This is a genomic window from Anaerocolumna sp. AGMB13025 (assembly GCF_029689925.1).
In the GTDB taxonomy this organism is placed as follows: domain Bacteria; phylum Bacillota; class Clostridia; order Lachnospirales; family Lachnospiraceae; genus Anaerocolumna.
In genome coordinates this window covers 4,010,269-4,025,322 of the sequence record NZ_CP121445.1, presented here as the reverse complement: position 1 = coordinate 4,025,322, position 15,054 = coordinate 4,010,269, and the positions used below count along the sequence as shown (strand labels likewise).

The 15,054-nt window shown below is 38.2% G+C and carries 12 protein-coding genes; 9 read left to right on the top strand and 3 right to left on the bottom strand.

Annotated features, from left to right (window positions below; translation table 11 throughout):
- Nucleotides 1–45 precede the first annotated feature (45 nt).
- From QA584_RS16635 to queA, 7 genes are all read left to right on the top strand, one after another.
- Entirely contained in the window at nt 46–411 is a 366-nt protein-coding gene (locus tag QA584_RS16635; protein ID WP_278270184.1) for a GntR family transcriptional regulator, read from the top strand.
- 67 nt (nt 412–478) lie between these two features.
- Nucleotides 479–1,168 (top strand): ABC transporter ATP-binding protein, encoded by a 690-nt coding sequence (locus QA584_RS16630; protein ID WP_331487651.1) that lies wholly within the window; start codon nt 479–481, stop codon nt 1,166–1,168.
- A gap of 15 nt (nt 1,169–1,183) precedes the next feature.
- A complete protein-coding gene (locus QA584_RS16625; protein ID WP_278270183.1) occupies nt 1,184–1,936 on the top strand; it encodes a hypothetical protein in 753 nt (250 codons plus the stop codon).
- 382 nt (nt 1,937–2,318) lie between these two features.
- Nucleotides 2,319–2,801: a hypothetical protein gene (locus tag QA584_RS16620; RefSeq protein ID WP_278270182.1), complete on the top strand. Its 483-nt coding sequence runs from the start codon at nt 2,319–2,321 to the stop codon at nt 2,799–2,801.
- Between the two features lie 394 nt (nt 2,802–3,195).
- Nucleotides 3,196–4,311: a cysteine desulfurase family protein gene (locus QA584_RS16615; RefSeq protein ID WP_278270181.1), complete on the top strand. Its 1,116-nt coding sequence runs from the start codon at nt 3,196–3,198 to the stop codon at nt 4,309–4,311.
- 14 nt (nt 4,312–4,325) lie between these two features.
- Entirely contained in the window at nt 4,326–5,183 is an 858-nt protein-coding gene (locus tag QA584_RS16610; protein ID WP_278270180.1) for a tRNA 2-thiocytidine biosynthesis TtcA family protein, read from the top strand.
- 171 nt (nt 5,184–5,354) lie between these two features.
- Complete coding sequence (queA, locus tag QA584_RS16605) at nt 5,355–6,386, top strand: tRNA preQ1(34) S-adenosylmethionine ribosyltransferase-isomerase QueA (RefSeq protein ID WP_278270179.1); 1,032 nt, start codon at nt 5,355–5,357, stop codon at nt 6,384–6,386.
- A 142-nt stretch (nt 6,387–6,528) separates the two neighbouring features.
- Here queA and aroA read toward each other — a convergent pair whose 3' ends face one another.
- From aroA to aroF, 3 genes are read right to left on the bottom strand one after another with little or no spacing between them, the layout of a single operon-like run.
- Nucleotides 6,529–7,818: a 3-phosphoshikimate 1-carboxyvinyltransferase gene (aroA, locus tag QA584_RS16600; protein WP_278270178.1), complete on the bottom strand. Its 1,290-nt coding sequence runs from the start codon at nt 7,816–7,818 to the stop codon at nt 6,529–6,531.
- Between the two features lie 47 nt (nt 7,819–7,865).
- Entirely contained in the window at nt 7,866–8,975 is a 1,110-nt protein-coding gene (locus QA584_RS16595) for a prephenate dehydrogenase (protein WP_278270176.1), read from the bottom strand.
- A gap of 20 nt (nt 8,976–8,995) precedes the next feature.
- Complete coding sequence (gene aroF, locus QA584_RS16590; protein WP_278270174.1) at nt 8,996–10,009, bottom strand: 3-deoxy-7-phosphoheptulonate synthase; 1,014 nt, start codon at nt 10,007–10,009, stop codon at nt 8,996–8,998.
- Between the two features lie 461 nt (nt 10,010–10,470).
- Here aroF and fusA point away from each other — a divergent pair, with 461 nt between their 5' ends.
- Nucleotides 10,471–12,561, top strand: coding sequence for an elongation factor G (gene fusA / locus QA584_RS16585; RefSeq protein WP_278270173.1), 2,091 nt, complete (start codon nt 10,471–10,473; stop codon nt 12,559–12,561).
- 834 nt (nt 12,562–13,395) lie between these two features.
- Nucleotides 13,396–15,045 carry a DUF1538 domain-containing protein gene (locus QA584_RS16580; RefSeq protein WP_278270172.1) on the top strand — a complete coding sequence of 550 codons (1,650 nt, stop codon included), beginning with the start codon at nt 13,396–13,398 and terminating at the stop codon, nt 15,043–15,045.
- Nucleotides 15,046–15,054: the final 9 nt, after the last annotated feature.

Sequence of the window (15,054 nt, the reverse complement as noted above, 5' to 3'; positions counted from 1 at the left end):
AAAAGTTATGAATAAGTTTTATAACAAATGGAAAGGAGGATGTGAATGGAGTTTAATAATAATATACCAATCTATGTACAAGTTATTAATGAAATCAAAAAGGATATGGTAAACGGTGTAGTAGCACTTGGTGAAAAACTTCCTTCAGGAAGGGAACTGGCTTTTAAATATAAAATTAATCCCAATACCGCAAACCGTATATACAAAGAAATGGAATCCGAAGAAATTTGCTACACAAAAAGAGGTCTGGGGACCTATGTAACGGAGGATGTGAATAAATTGAAAAATATCAGAGAAGAAATGGCGAGTTCACTTTTAGAACACTTTATTGAAGGAATGAAACAACTTGGCTTTACGAAAGAGGAGTTAATACAGTTATTAGAGAATAAATATGAGTTAGTCAGTAAATAGGTAACAATTAATATTTTGACGGCCGCCTTTTGCAGTTGTCTAAAAATAAATAATAGGAGTGTGGAATATGATATTACAATGTAATGATTTAGTAAAGAAGTATATGAACAAAACAGCAGTAGACGGCATAAACTTTTCAGTTGAGCCAGGTAAAATCTATGCCCTTCTTGGACCTAACGGCAGCGGCAAAACGACTCTGATGAAGATAATTGCCGGACTTGTAAAGCCCACCAGCGGAACTCTTAATTATCATGGTGAGCCAATTGGGGTTGCCTCTAAGAAAAAGGTGGCTTATATGTCCACTGAACCATTTTTCTATAACTATATGACTGTAGAAGATGTGGGTAAATATTATAAAGATTTTTTTGAAGATTTTGATTCCAAGCGTTATGCAGAATTAATCAGCCGGATGGAACTGGGAATGAAAGATAAGGCAAAGACATTATCTTCTGGTTTAGCGGCTAAATTAAAAATAGCTGCAACTCTTGCCAGAAAAGCAGAACTTTATATGTTAGACGAACCCCTTAACGGAATTGATATTATAGCAAGAGAAAGAATCATCAGTACTATACTAGAAGTTGCAAGAGAAGATGTGACTATCCTGGTTTCCAGCCATTTAGTGGATGAACTGGAAAAAATCATAGATAATGCTGTATTTATCAAAACTGGTAAAATAGTATTAAGCGGTGAAGCAGAAGAAATAAGGGCTTCTCATGGTAAATCTATCGTTGAATTATATAAAGAAATTTATGCATAACAGGGGGATGGAAAAATGTTGAAATTAATGAAATATGAATTTAGAAAGCAGGCCTTTTCAAAGCTTGTTATATTAGCCTTAATCGCATTATTTGAAATTGCATTTTTTTACGGAGTAATAAGAGATAATCAAAATATGATAGGTACAGTTATGGGATTACTAATAGTTTTTACATTAGGAGCGTTATTTTTTCTGGCCTTTGAGTCGATTATAACCTATTCCAATGACTTAAAGCAGAAATGCAGTTATATGCTGTTTTTAACTCCCAATACCAGTTATAGTATTGTAGGTGCTAAGGTACTCTCAGCCGGTATCCAGATTATTTTAGCAGGCGCAGCTTTTTTCGCTTTGTTTGTATTCGATGCGGGTGTGCTTATTGCCAGATATGATAAATTAGCTAATTTCAAAAAGGCCTTCCTGCAATTTCTTGACCAGTTTTATAATATACAAATCGATTTTTCTGATCTTGTAGCAACGGTTTGTTATATAATTGCTTTATGGATTTTTATTATTACACTTGCCTTCTTCTCCATTACCTTAAGTACAACATTTTTGGCAAACAAAAAGTATAAGGGAATTGTAAGCTTTATTATATTTATGGTGTCCAATTATTTATATAGTAAAATCTCTAATCTTATTCTTGATGGCAGACCAGGTATGGGTGATGTAAGTATATTACTTACGTGGCAGACGGTAATTACGGTGGTATTCATTCTCCTTGCTTACTTTGGAACTGCCTGGATGCTTGAAAAGAAGGTTAGTGTATAATCTTAAGTTTTTACCAAAAGTATTTGGAGGAATATAGATGATTATAAAAATAAGCGAAACATATCGTGTTAAAAGACAGAAAAGGAAAAAAGTATTCTTACTCTTTTTAGTAACTATAATTGGCTCGGTCCTTTTTATTGCCGGCAAGGGTAAGAGAGATACTGTAATGACCTGATATATTATCATTTTTATAGAGTCGGAATATAATATAGAAGATAATAAATTATAACTGGTACTATATATATTACGAACGGGCAATTTAAACGTGAATCAGAAAAAAACCTACCGGACAAATCAATTGAATTCAAAAGAATTGGATTGATTTGTCCTTTTTTATCCATTTATCTGTTAAAAACAAATCAATACGGAAGGGGGGGTGGCAATGAATAAGCGATTAGATGGAAATGCAGGAAACAGAAAAGTAACCGACTTTGTAAAACTAAAATACCGAATCCGTATACTGGGTTCCTATTGTTTATTTGCACTGCTTTGTATTATGATTGTTCAGATTAAGGGAAGTACAACTTTTCATTTGAATAATTCAAAAGTAAGTACAGTGGTAATCGTTATGGATAATACCAATTATGCAAAAGATGGAGCCAAGTTTAAAAAAGGGGATATCATTGATTTGAAGCTGACTCTTCCAGTAGAATATGAAGGTAAAAGAATAAAAGTATCTTACTTAGATTCTTCATCGGCCAGTAACCAGATAATATATGAAGGCACTGCAAAGAAGGTGTTATGGGAGAGTTTTACTGTAAAAGAAGAAGGAAGAGGGGTATTTTTTATATATGAAACCTCCGGTCAGAGGAATATTACAGACGAAGCAGAGATATCTTATGAAATTGAACGATCTGTTGAGTAATAAATAGTATCGAATAAAACAAATTAAGATTGTTGTATATAGATTGAATTGTACCATAAGGTAGGTTATAATTAACTTTTGGTATTACAAGTTAAAACGATTTGATTCATGAAACTTTTATTTCTATGGAAAATACTAATGGTATGGAACAGAGCATACCGGTGGGAGAAAGATGATATCAATCATTGCTGCAATTTCAAATAATAATGTACCACAGATGGACAGCGGAGTCTACAGATTAACAGTGAGCAGCAGATGGGATTGACAAATCGTGCTTAGACTCGTATTATAAGATTCGTATTAATTTCAAAGGAAAGTAAGATAAGTCTTTTATTTACTAGGATAGATTTAAAGTACAATAAGAGAAACCGGTTAGAAAGGTATAGGTAATAAAATGGTTTATTTAGATTATGCGGCAAATACACCTGTTGATAAAGAGGTATTGGATACCTTTTATCAGGTGTCCTTAGAATATATCGGAAATCCAAACTCACCCCATACCATAGGAGATCAGGCAAGGGTAAGGATGGAAGAATCCACGAAACGGATTGCTGCGCTTTTGGGGGCCAAGGAAAGTGAAGTAATATACACCTCCGGAGCAAGCGAATCCAATAATATGGCTATTAAAGGCATAGCAAACAGTTATAAACGGTATGGAAAACATATTATTACCACTTATATGGAACATGCTTCTGTGACCGGTCCCATTACTGCACTGCAAAATGAAGGATATGAAGTGGATTTTATTAATCTTACGGAAACCGGCCAGATTGACCTGAATCATTTGAAAGAATTACTAAGAGAGGATACCATACTGGTCTCCGTCTGTTATGTAGACAGTGAAGTAGGGACCATACAGCCTCTGGAAGAAATATATAAACTGGTAAAAGAAAAACCCCACTGCTTTTTTCATACGGATGCTACCCAGGCGGTAGGAAAGATACCGGTTACTTATGATTATGCTGATTTACTTACCTTTTCCCCACATAAATTTTATGGTATCAATGGCAGCGGTGTGTTGTTAAAGAAAGAAGGCATCATGCTGGAACCGTTAATCCACGGAGGATTAAGTACAACCAGCTTTCGCAGCGGTACTCCTGCCCTTTCCTTAGCAGCGGCTGCGGAGAAAGCCCTCACCAAAGCAATAGACAACCTATCCCGTCGTTATGACCAGGTTAAGGCTTTAAACATGAAACTAAGGGAAGCCTTCAAAGCATATCCTGCTGTAAAAATCAATACACCGGCAGAAGGTACCCCTTATATACTTAATATCAGTATCAAGGGTGTAAATACCAACCAGCTTCAGAATGAACTAAATGAAAAAGAAATATATGTGGCTACTAAGTCTGCCTGTTGCGCACCTAATACAGTCTCAAGACCGGTGTATGCCATTACAAAGGACCGCAAACTAGCGTTATCCACCTTACGCATCAGTTTAAGCCACTTAACCTTAGATGAAGAGATAGAGCTGTTCCTCACAGCTTTTCATCAGGCGTTACAGAAGAAATAAGACAGGAGCAGATTATGGAAAATCACATAGATGTTGAAAGAAGTATTATAAAAAGGTTCCGAAAAGAAATATGGAGAAAATTCATTTCCGCTGTTAAGGAATATGAGTTGATACAAGAGGGAGATAAAATTGCTGTCTGTATCTCCGGTGGAAAGGATTCCATGTTGTTAGCCAAGTGTATGCAGGAATTGCAGCGCCATGGCAAATTCCACTTTGAGCTGGTATTTTTAGTAATGAATCCCGGTTATAATGAATACAATAAGCAGGTTATTTTAGACAATGCAGAGTATTTAAATATTCCAATCCATATGTTTGAAACGGATATATTTGATATCGTTGCTACGGTGGAAGATTCTCCTTGTTATTTGTGTGCAAGAATGAGAAGAGGATATCTTTATAAACATGCCAAAGAACTGGGTTGCAATAAAATAGCACTGGGGCATCATTTTGATGATGTCATTGAAACAGTGCTTATGAGTATGCTATACAGCGGTCAGATGAAGGGGATGATGCCAAAACTCCACAGCACCAATTACGAAGGCATGGAACTGATACGTCCGTTATATATGGTTAAGGAAGCAGATATCATCGCCTGGAGAAAATACAATAACCTTCAGTTTATCCAATGTGCCTGCAGGTTAACTGAGAATTGCATGTTAGGGGATAACGGCGGCGGCTCCAAACGTCAGGAAATGAAGGAGTTAATTAAGAAATTCCGACAGACCAGCTCCATCATTGATATGAATATATTCAGAAGTGTCCATAATGTTAATCTGGATACTATGATCGGTTACCAGAAGAAGCAGGTAATGCATAGTTTCCTTGAGGACTATGATTATGTTACGGATAATGTGAATATGGATACTGATTAAGAAATATGGCTAGACAATATAGTGAATAGGTGAAAACATAAGGAAAAAGGAAAATATAAGGAAAAAGGAAAATATAAGGAAAAAGAGAACATATAAGGAGTTAAGTTTTAAATACTATGAATGAAAAAAATCATTGCATAATTACAGACAATGAAAACATTAGGAGATATCATGACAAAACAGGATTTTAATTTTTATTTACCGGAAGAGCTGATTGCCCAGGATCCGTTAAAAGACCGATCCAGTTCCAGACTTTTGGTACTTGATAAAGAAACCGGAGAAATGCAGCACAGGATATTTAAAGATATTGTAGAATATTTAAAGCCAGGTGACTGCCTGGTTATTAATAATACCAAAGTAATTCCGGCCAGATTAATCGGGGAAAGAGAAGGAACTGGTGCCAAAGTTGAGATACTGCTTCTAAAGCGTCAGGAAAATGATATTTGGGAAGCGCTTGTAAAACCAGGCAAAAAAGCCAGAGTTGGTTCAAAAATCTGTTTTGGCGGAGGATTACTGACTTGTGAAATTATTGAAATTGTAGCAGAAGGTAACCGTCTTGTAAAGTTTTACTATAGCGGTATCTTTGAAGAAATTCTGGATCAGTTGGGTCAGATGCCATTACCACCCTATATCACCCACCAATTAGAAGACAAAAACCGATATCAGACAGTATATGCTAAGTATGAAGGTTCAGCGGCTGCACCTACGGCAGGTCTTCATTTTACGAAAGAACTGTTGGAACAGATTGATAAAAAGGGTATTACAATAGCTAATGTAACTCTTCATGTGGGACTAGGAACATTCCGTCCTGTAAAAGAAGATAATATCTTAGATCATCATATGCATTCGGAATTTTACCAGATAGAACCGGAAGAAGCAGAGAAGATAAACCAAATTAAGAAAAATGGCGGCAGGATTATTTGTGTCGGAACCACCAGCTGCAGAACGGTGGAATCGGCGGCTGATGATAATGGCTTTGTAAGGGCAGGCAGCGGAGATACGGAGATATTTATCTACCCGGGTTATAGGTTTAAAGTATTGGATGCTTTAATAACCAATTTTCACCTTCCTGAATCCACTTTAATAATGCTGGTTTCAGCTTTGGCTGGAAGAGAGCATGTTTTAAAGGCTTATGAAGAAGCAGTAAAGGAACGTTATAGATTCTTTAGTTTTGGGGATGCGATGTTTATTACTGGGAAATAGGTTACTAATGTTTGCAAAGATATATCATTTCAGTCATGAGTAAGTACGTAGATAATATATAAATTCTTTCTATAAAAGGAAGGGAGCTGTTGCAACAGCCCCCTTTAAAGTCATATGGATCCAAACAAAAGGTATCTAATATCTATTGTATCAAACCATGTAGATCATTATAAAACCCGGGATAAGATATATTCACGCATTCCGCCCCCAGAATTTCAGTTTCACCCTCTGCTGCCAAGGCTGCTATAGCAAAAGACATAGCAATCCGGTGATCTAATTTACTGTCAATAACAGCACCTTTTAAGGGATAACCACCTTCAATAATCATTCCATCCTCGGTAGCAGTAACCGGTACACCCATCATAGTCAGGTTATGTGCCATAACATCAATTCGGTTTGATTCTTTTACTTTTAATTCGGCAGCGTCTTTAATTATTGTTTTCCCTTTTGCAAAACAAGCCATAACGGCAATAACTGGCAGTTCATCAATAAGAGTTGGAATCAATGCCCCGCCGATTTCGGTTCCCTTTAATTCACTGTGTCGTACCAATAGATCTGAGACGGCTTCCGAATCCGTATTTCTGGGATTTAAGACCTGAACATCAGCTCCCATTAGGCGGCATACCCGTAAGATGCCATCTCTGGTTGGATTGATACCCACATTCTTAATCAGGATTTCAGAACCCGGTATTAAAAGTCCGGCTGCAATAAAATAAGCAGCAGAGGAGATATCACCGGGAACAACAATTTTTTCTCCATGTAAACTAGGATTCGGTTCAACTATAGCCGTAGTTCCTACAGTTTTGATATCTGCTCCCAGCATACCAAGCATTAATTCCGTATGATTTCTGGATACATAAGGCTCTGTCACAGAGGTTTTGCTATCTGCGTATAAACCAGCCAGCAAAACGGCGGATTTTATCTGAGCGGATGCTACCGGTGATGGATAATTAATTCCGCGAAGAGCTTCTTTTACAGGATTTATCAGGAGAGGAGCGCAACCAGTGCCAGCTAAACTGCTTATATCCGCGCCCATCTGTGTCAGGGGTGTTATTACCCTGCCCATGGGTCTCTTTTTAATTGAATCATCACCGGTCATAGTGACAGGAAAGGGTTGACCGCACAGAATACCGGACATAAGGCGCATGGTGGTACCGCTGTTACCCACGTCTAACGTATCCTTAGGCTGAGTTAAGCCGTGAAGACCTTTTCCATGGACCAGAACCCGGTCACTCCTACCGTCATTATCTATATCAATTCCCATACTGCGAAAACAGCTTATGGTTGACAGACAATCGGCCCCCTGAAGAAAATGTGTAATTTCAGTAGTTCCTTTTGCCAAAGCGCCAAACATAACTGCACGGTGGGATATGGATTTATCACCGGGAACAGTTAATTCTCCTTTTAATGCATTTGCTTTCTGTAATTTCATAATCAAACTCCCATCTTGCCGGTTAATTATTTGCACTGCAGTGCGTTTTATCTTTCGTAAACAGTATAACGGTATTTCTTTAATAATTCAACCGCCATTACCAAAGGTTCCTCCTCATAAAATTCAATCCTAAGAACGCCCTGTTCAAACTCACGGTTATGGATAATGCCGATATTTTTAATACTAATCCGATTGGTGCCAAGGAGGGTGGCTATGGTAGCGATGGCACCTGCTTCGTCTATAATATCCAGGTAGATTTCAAATACCTTTTTCATCATTCCAATGGATTTATTCGGGATAGAATCCCGGTATTCGCTGGCCGTATCAAAGAACCGGTAAAGATAAGCTTCGTCCCTTTGGTTTAATGCGGATGAAATCTCTTTTAGATAAGCAATATACTGATTTAGAAAATGTTCTATACTCTCTGTATTGGTTAAACAGATATTCTGCCACATTACTGCGGAAGAGGAGGCAATCCGGGTAATATCTTTAAAACCTCCGGCGGCCAGAGTACGCATCTTATCTTCTGAATCATCGGAATCCTTCACTAAGTTTACCAGACCAGAGGCAATGATATGGGGAACATGACTGATAGCAGCAGTAATGTCATCGTGTTCTTTCGGATTAAGAATTAATGGAAGCGCACCGAGGTCTTTCACGATATTATATAAGCAATTTACCATATCAGTGGTAGTTTCTTTCGTAGGGGTCAAAATATAATAAGCATTCTCTAAAAGCCTGCTATGAGAATTCTGATACCCGGTTTTTTCAGAGCCAGCCATAGGATGACCACCGATAAACCGGCTATCCAAACCTAGCTCCGTAACCGCTTTATGTATATTACCCTTAACACTTCCCACATCCGTTAGAATACAGTCAGGTTTAATAATATCCTTTAGTAAAGATAAATAGGTGATATTGGACAATACGGGAGCGCATAAGAAGATAAGATCACAGGAGGGAAAACCATCATTTAAATCATATGAAATCTGGTTTAACACTTTATCTTCAAGTGCTTCCTTAAGACCGTTACCCAGTTTGTGCTTATTATAATTATAAGCGATGATTGTATTGTTCGGATTCCTATCTTTTAATCCTCTGGCGATAGAGCCGCCTATCAAACCAAAACCAATAAAGCCAACCGTTATATCATTCATAAGTTATCTCCTGACAGGATTTAAAATTTTTTGCCCATAATCGAAGCTAAAGGTCTTAGTTCGGCACATAATTCTTCAAGCTGGGGAAATGTTAGGGACTGAGGTCCGTCTGATAAAGCAATCGCAGGATTTGGATGGGCTTCAATCATAAGTCCGTCCGCACCGGCAGCCACTGCACACATAGCCAGAGGTTTTACATATTTTCTTACACCGGTGGCATGGCTTGGATCAACGATAATCGGTAAGTGGCTCTTGTCTTTAATAACAGGAACCGCACTGATATCAAGGGTATTACGGGTCGCAGTTTCAAAGGTTCGGATCCCCCGCTCACACAGGACTACATTCGGATTACCTTCTGCGATGATATATTCGGAAGCATTTAACCATTCGTCAATTGTGGCGGAAAGTCCGCGTTTTAATAATACGGGAAGACCTGTTTTGCCGGCTTCCTTAAGCAGATAAAAGTTCTGCATATTTCGTGCACCTATTTGAAGCATATCCACATAATTCACAGCAGCTTCAATCGCTGCCAGGCTGGTTACCTCACATACGACTGCCAGACCGGTTTCTTCTCTGGCCTCCTTCATAAACTTTAGACCTTCCTCCTCCAGACCCTGGAAAGCATAGGGGGAGGTCCTTGGTTTGTAGGCTCCGCCGCGAAGTATCTGTGCCCCGGCTTTTTTAATAGCATGGGCAGTTTCAAGGAGTTGAGACCTGCTCTCAACCGCACAGGGACCGGACATAATAATTAATTCATCTCCGCCGATTACTGCATTGCCTACTTTAATAACCGAAGGTTCCGGATGAAATTTTTTATTAGCCAACTTGTAGCTTTCTGTAACAGGTACGATTTTATCCACATCTTCCGCAATTTCAAGATTCTGATCCTGAAGCCTTGTCTTATCTCCGACAACGCCTATAATGGTTACTTCTTTACCGTCAGAAATATGAGCAGTTAAGCCTTTTCCTTCAATTATGTTAATTATGTTCTGGATGGATTCCTTTTTCGCACCGGGTTTCATTACTATTATCATATTGATACCTAAACCTTTCTTTTTGGGAGAACTATCAATCTATGAAGAAGTCTGATCGAACGTAATTCTCCTAATATTATTTTGCATTATTTTGCCGCTATGGTCAATCATTTATGTAAATCTGATGCTTATTTTACCCCAAACCGGCAAGTATGTCAATACTGTAAAACATTAAAGCGTAACAGTTTAAAGCGTAACGGTTTAAAGCGCAAACAAAACGAAAAAAGTCTGAAAAAGTAATAAAATACAATAATGAGTAAAATAAATAAAAATACTTGATTATAATGTTATATCATTTATCAAGAGTAATAAATATATTTGTTAAACTGGTATAAAATAGTTGTAAATTCTAACAACTTTTAGTAAAATATAGACATAGGTACAGGAAAATAATAAGTGCCTTAATTCTCGGAAAACAGTTTTAGGATGTACAAAAATATTAAGTAATGGAGGAAAAAAGGATGAATGTTTACACTTCAGAAAAGATTCGAAATGTTGTATTGTTGGGCCACGGTGGCTGTGGCAAGACGACTTTAGTCGAAGCCATGGCCTACACAACAGGAATTACAAAGCGTCAAGGTAAGATTGAAGAGGGTAATACCATCAGTGATTATGATAAGGAAGAAGTGAAACGTCTTTTTTCAATCAGCACGACGGTGGTACCTGTTATTTGGGAGGATACCAAGATTAATATTTTGGATACTCCAGGTTATTTTGATTTTGTTGGGGAAGTGGAGGAAGCCATAAGTGCTGCTGATGCAGCTGTTATAGTGATTTCTGCCAAAGCAGGAGTTGAAGTAGGAACAACAAAAGCTTGGGATTATTGTGAAAAGTATAATCTGCCGAGAATGTTTTTTGTAACAGATATGGATGATGATAATGCAAGTTATCGTCAGGTTGTTGAAGATTTAACTGAAAATTACGGGAAAAAAATAGCCCCGTTTCATATACCTATACGGGAGAATGAAAAATTTGTAGGGTTTGTCAATGTAGTAAAGATGGCTGGAAGAAGATTTACAGCTATGGGCAAATATGAGGAATGTGAAGTTCCGGATTACTCCCAGGAGAACTTAACAAAGTTCCGTGAAACTCTTTTGGATGCTGTGGCAGAGACTAGTGAAGAATTAATGGAAAAATATTTTGCAGGTGAAGAATTTACTCCGGAAGAGATTTCTCTTGCCCTTAGAAATAATGTAACAGACGGGACATTAGTTCCGGTATTGATGGGTTCCGGATTAAATGCCCAGGGAGCAACCATGCTTTTGCAGGCAATAGAAAAGTATTTCCCATCACCGAATAAAAAGGAAATAACCGGCAGCAATTTAAAGACAAAAGAGGTTTTCGTGGCTAATTATGATGAAAAGCTGCCAATGACAGCAAAAGTATTTAAGACCATAGCCGATCCGTTTATCGGTAAATTCTCATTAATCAAAGTATGCTCCGGAGTTTTAAAATCTGATTCCACCATATATAATGCCGATAAGGATACAGAAGAAAAGATTTCAAGACTTTATATATTAAGAGGAAAAGAGCAAATTGAAGTAACGGAACTCCATGCCGGCGATATTGGTGCTATTGGAAAGTTGTCAGATACGGTAACAGGTGATACACTCTCCTCCAAGACCCAGCCGGTGGAATATGAAAGAGCCGAAATATCAAAACCCTATACGTATCAGCGTTTTAAGACCAGAAATAAAGGAGATGATGATAAGGTTTCCCAGGCTCTGGGCAAACTAATGGATGAGGATCTGACCCTGAAAGTGGTTAATGATAAAGAAAACCGGCAGACTTTGTTGTATGGTATTGGTGATCAGCAGTTAGAGGTAGTTGTGAGTAAGCTACAGACGAAATATAAAGTAGATATTGACATAATGAAGCCCAGAGTACCCTTTCGGGAGACACTGCGCAAAAAGGTACGGATACAGGGTAAATATAAGAAGCAATCCGGTGGTCATGGTCAGTATGGGGATGTGCATATTGAATTTGAACCCTCGGGTAATATGGAAGAGCCTTATGAATTTGCAGAGAAAGTATTCGGCGGTTCTGTCCCAAAGAATTATTTCCCGGCAGTGGAAAAAGGAATTGCGGAATGTATCTTAAAAGGACCGGTTGCCGGTTATCCGGTGGTGGGATTAAAAGCTACTTTAGTAGATGGTTCCTATCATCCGGTAGATTCCTCAGAGATGGCCTTTAAGATGGCTACAATCCAGGCTTTTAAACAAGGCTTTATGGAGGCTTCACCGGTATTATTAGAGCCAATAGCTTCCCTAAGGGTAATTATACCGGATAAATATACCGGTGATATTATGGGAGATTTAAATAAACGCCGGGGCAGAGTCTTAGGCATGAATCCAATTCATGGGGGCAAACAGGAAGTATTAGCGGATATTCCTCTTTCTGAGCTTTATGGATACTCCACCGACTTACGCTCCATGACCGGAGGAGCCGGGGAATTCTCCTATGAGTTTAACCGTTATGAGCAGGCACCTTCTGATATTCAGCAAAAAGTGATTGAAGAAAATGAGAAGGAATTAATAGCAAGTGGTGAATAAAGGAGCTTTATTTACTAATTCGAGAATCCTAAGAACTAATTAAGTCCCTTGTAAGAATTAAAGATTTACCAAATATGTATGGGTAAAGGGCTGCCGTAACTTATCTGATTAACAGGGCTTTGACCGGGGAAAAGACCCTTGGGTGAAGGTCTTATAATCAGATAAAGGCAGTCCTTTTTTTGAGTAAAGTTCGTCCTGTTCATTAAATTCCTCCAAAGGATGTCATGTCGTATCAAGGTATTTAACGCTGAAGTAACAGCGTGTCATTACAGAGAATAGGGGTCAGACTCTTTGAACTCAAAATGATTAATTATAGAAAAATTTCTATTTTTATTGATTATTGTAGCTAAATAGGTTAGAATTAATTGGAAAGGAGGACATATTGAGAAAGATAACTTCTATTCTTATCTCTTAATTTGCCCTTATTATCAAATTACGAATTAGTTTTTGTCAGGATACTTCTAATTTTTACATCTCTTTTGCATATCGTGAGTTTTCTTTGCGATATAGCCACATACTAAACGTGAATAAGTTTCAACGGTTGAAAGAATTCGTTTGGCAGCACCTTTATATTGCAGCTTCCATTCATACTTATATTCTCTTTTAAACTATGATTAAATAATCAATTTTGCTATGTATGTAATATTGTCGGAGACCTCTTAGGAAATTAGAAGCCTCAGCTTATGAATAGATAGGCATATCAATTGGCGATCCCATTTTAATTTTGATACAAAAAACAAACAAATTATGGCAACTCGAGAAGGATATAGAAGATATTTTGTGCAATATCCCGCACTGTAACTAGTTGACAATATGATTTAAAGGCGGTGTTAAATGAATAAAAACTTTGTATTAAAAACCAAAGAGTCCCTTACTTCAGTATTGCCCATTAGCGTATTGGTTCTCATCTTACATCTGACAATTGTGCCAATGCCGTCAGGAGCATTGACCATGTTTTTTATTGGAGCAGTCCTGCTGATATTTGGTATGGGGTTATTTACTTTGGGAGCAGATGTATCTATGATGATTATGGGGGAAAAGATCGGAGCTTATCTAACCCAGTCACGTAAGATTTGGCTCTTGATTCCGGTAACATTTTTAATGGGAGTCATAATTACTATAGCGGAACCGGATCTGCAGGTGTTGGCAAGGCAGACACCGGGTGTTCCGGACCCCGTTCTGATTTGGTCGGTTGCCATTGGTGTTGGCATCTTTTTAGTGGTGGCGTTGCTCCGAACGTTATTGCAGATTAAGTTATCACATATTCTGATTGTCTTATATGGTGCGGTATTTCTAATAGCAGCATTTACTCCATCTAATTTTCTGGCAGTTGCTTTTGATTCCGGCGGAGTAACGACCGGTCCGATAACTGTCCCCTTTATTATGGCTCTTGGTATCGGTATGGCTGCCGTTCGAAGTGATAAAACTTCACAGGAAGACAGCTTTGGTCTAGTTGCACTTTGCTCGGTAGGTCCTATCCTGGCAGTCTTGATTCTTGGTATTTTCTACCGTCCCTCCGGTTCGGAATATGCAGACATATCCATATCAGAAATTAATAACCTGTTTTTAATTATGAAAGAGTTTTTAACTCATATACCTCTTTATATAAAAGAAGTGGCGTTGGCTTTGCTGCCGATTCTTCTGTTTTTTGCCCTGTTTCAGTTTCTGGTGTTAAAGCTTCCCCTTAGGCAGCTGATTAAAATAGGAATTGGTCTGATTTATACGTATCTTGGACTTGTTTTATTTCTGACCGGTGTTAATGTTGGGTTTATGCCGGTAGGGTATTTTATTGGAAGCACTATCATTGGCGGAGCATTTAAGTGGCTGTTAGTTCCTCTGGGAATGGTAATCGGTTTTGTTATAGTATCAGCGGAACCAGCCGTACACGTTCTTAACAAGCAGGTAGAAGATATTACGGAAGGGTCTATCACCGGCAGGCAAATGCAGCTTAGTTTTTCCATCGGTGTGGCCATATCCGTAGGATTATCCATGCTCCGGGTATCCACGGGACTTTCTCTCTGGTATCTGATTATACCAGGTTATCTGCTTGCTATTATCATGACTTTTTTTGTACCTCCGATATTCACCTCTATTGCATTCGATTCAGGTGGTGTTGCCTCTGGTCCTATGACTGCAACCTTTCTTCTGCCGATGGCAATGGGAGCCTGTGATGCCGTTAACGGCAATATGCTAATGGATGCTTTTGGTATTGTAGCAATGGTTGCCCTGACACCGCTTATTACTATCCAGGGACTGGGAATTTTATATAAACTGCGAAGCCGGTCTTCACTGGCTCTTGAGGATATCAATGAACTAGTCAGCGAGGATGATTTTATTTATTTTGATATTGAGGATGAAGTGTTTGAGGATGAGGTATTTGAAGTTGAAAAGGAAGAATTTGAAAAACATGAGTATGAAAAGCTTACCGATAAACTGACAACTGATTCTGAAATCGGTTTTACGGATAAAAAGAATATAATGTAATTTGGAAGG

What these genes read in the sequence shown, in the direction of transcription:
- QA584_RS16635 (WP_278270184.1), top strand. Translation starts at nt 46, where the DNA reads ATGGAGTTTAATAATAATATACCAATCTATGTACAAGTTATTAATGAA.
- QA584_RS16630 (WP_331487651.1), top strand. Translation starts at nt 479, where the DNA reads ATGATATTACAATGTAATGATTTAGTAAAGAAGTATATGAACAAAACA.
- QA584_RS16625 (WP_278270183.1), top strand. Translation starts at nt 1,184, where the DNA reads ATGTTGAAATTAATGAAATATGAATTTAGAAAGCAGGCCTTTTCAAAG.
- QA584_RS16620 (WP_278270182.1), top strand. Translation starts at nt 2,319, where the DNA reads ATGAATAAGCGATTAGATGGAAATGCAGGAAACAGAAAAGTAACCGAC.
- QA584_RS16615 (WP_278270181.1), top strand. Translation starts at nt 3,196, where the DNA reads ATGGTTTATTTAGATTATGCGGCAAATACACCTGTTGATAAAGAGGTA.
- QA584_RS16610 (WP_278270180.1), top strand. Translation starts at nt 4,326, where the DNA reads ATGGAAAATCACATAGATGTTGAAAGAAGTATTATAAAAAGGTTCCGA.
- queA (WP_278270179.1), top strand. Translation starts at nt 5,355, where the DNA reads ATGACAAAACAGGATTTTAATTTTTATTTACCGGAAGAGCTGATTGCC.
- aroA (WP_278270178.1), bottom strand. Translation starts at nt 7,818, where the DNA reads ATGAAATTACAGAAAGCAAATGCATTAAAAGGAGAATTAACTGTTCCC.
- QA584_RS16595 (WP_278270176.1), bottom strand. Translation starts at nt 8,975, where the DNA reads ATGAATGATATAACGGTTGGCTTTATTGGTTTTGGTTTGATAGGCGGC.
- aroF (WP_278270174.1), bottom strand. Translation starts at nt 10,009, where the DNA reads ATGATAATAGTAATGAAACCCGGTGCGAAAAAGGAATCCATCCAGAAC.
- fusA (WP_278270173.1), top strand. Translation starts at nt 10,471, where the DNA reads ATGAATGTTTACACTTCAGAAAAGATTCGAAATGTTGTATTGTTGGGC.
- QA584_RS16580 (WP_278270172.1), top strand. Translation starts at nt 13,396, where the DNA reads ATGAATAAAAACTTTGTATTAAAAACCAAAGAGTCCCTTACTTCAGTA.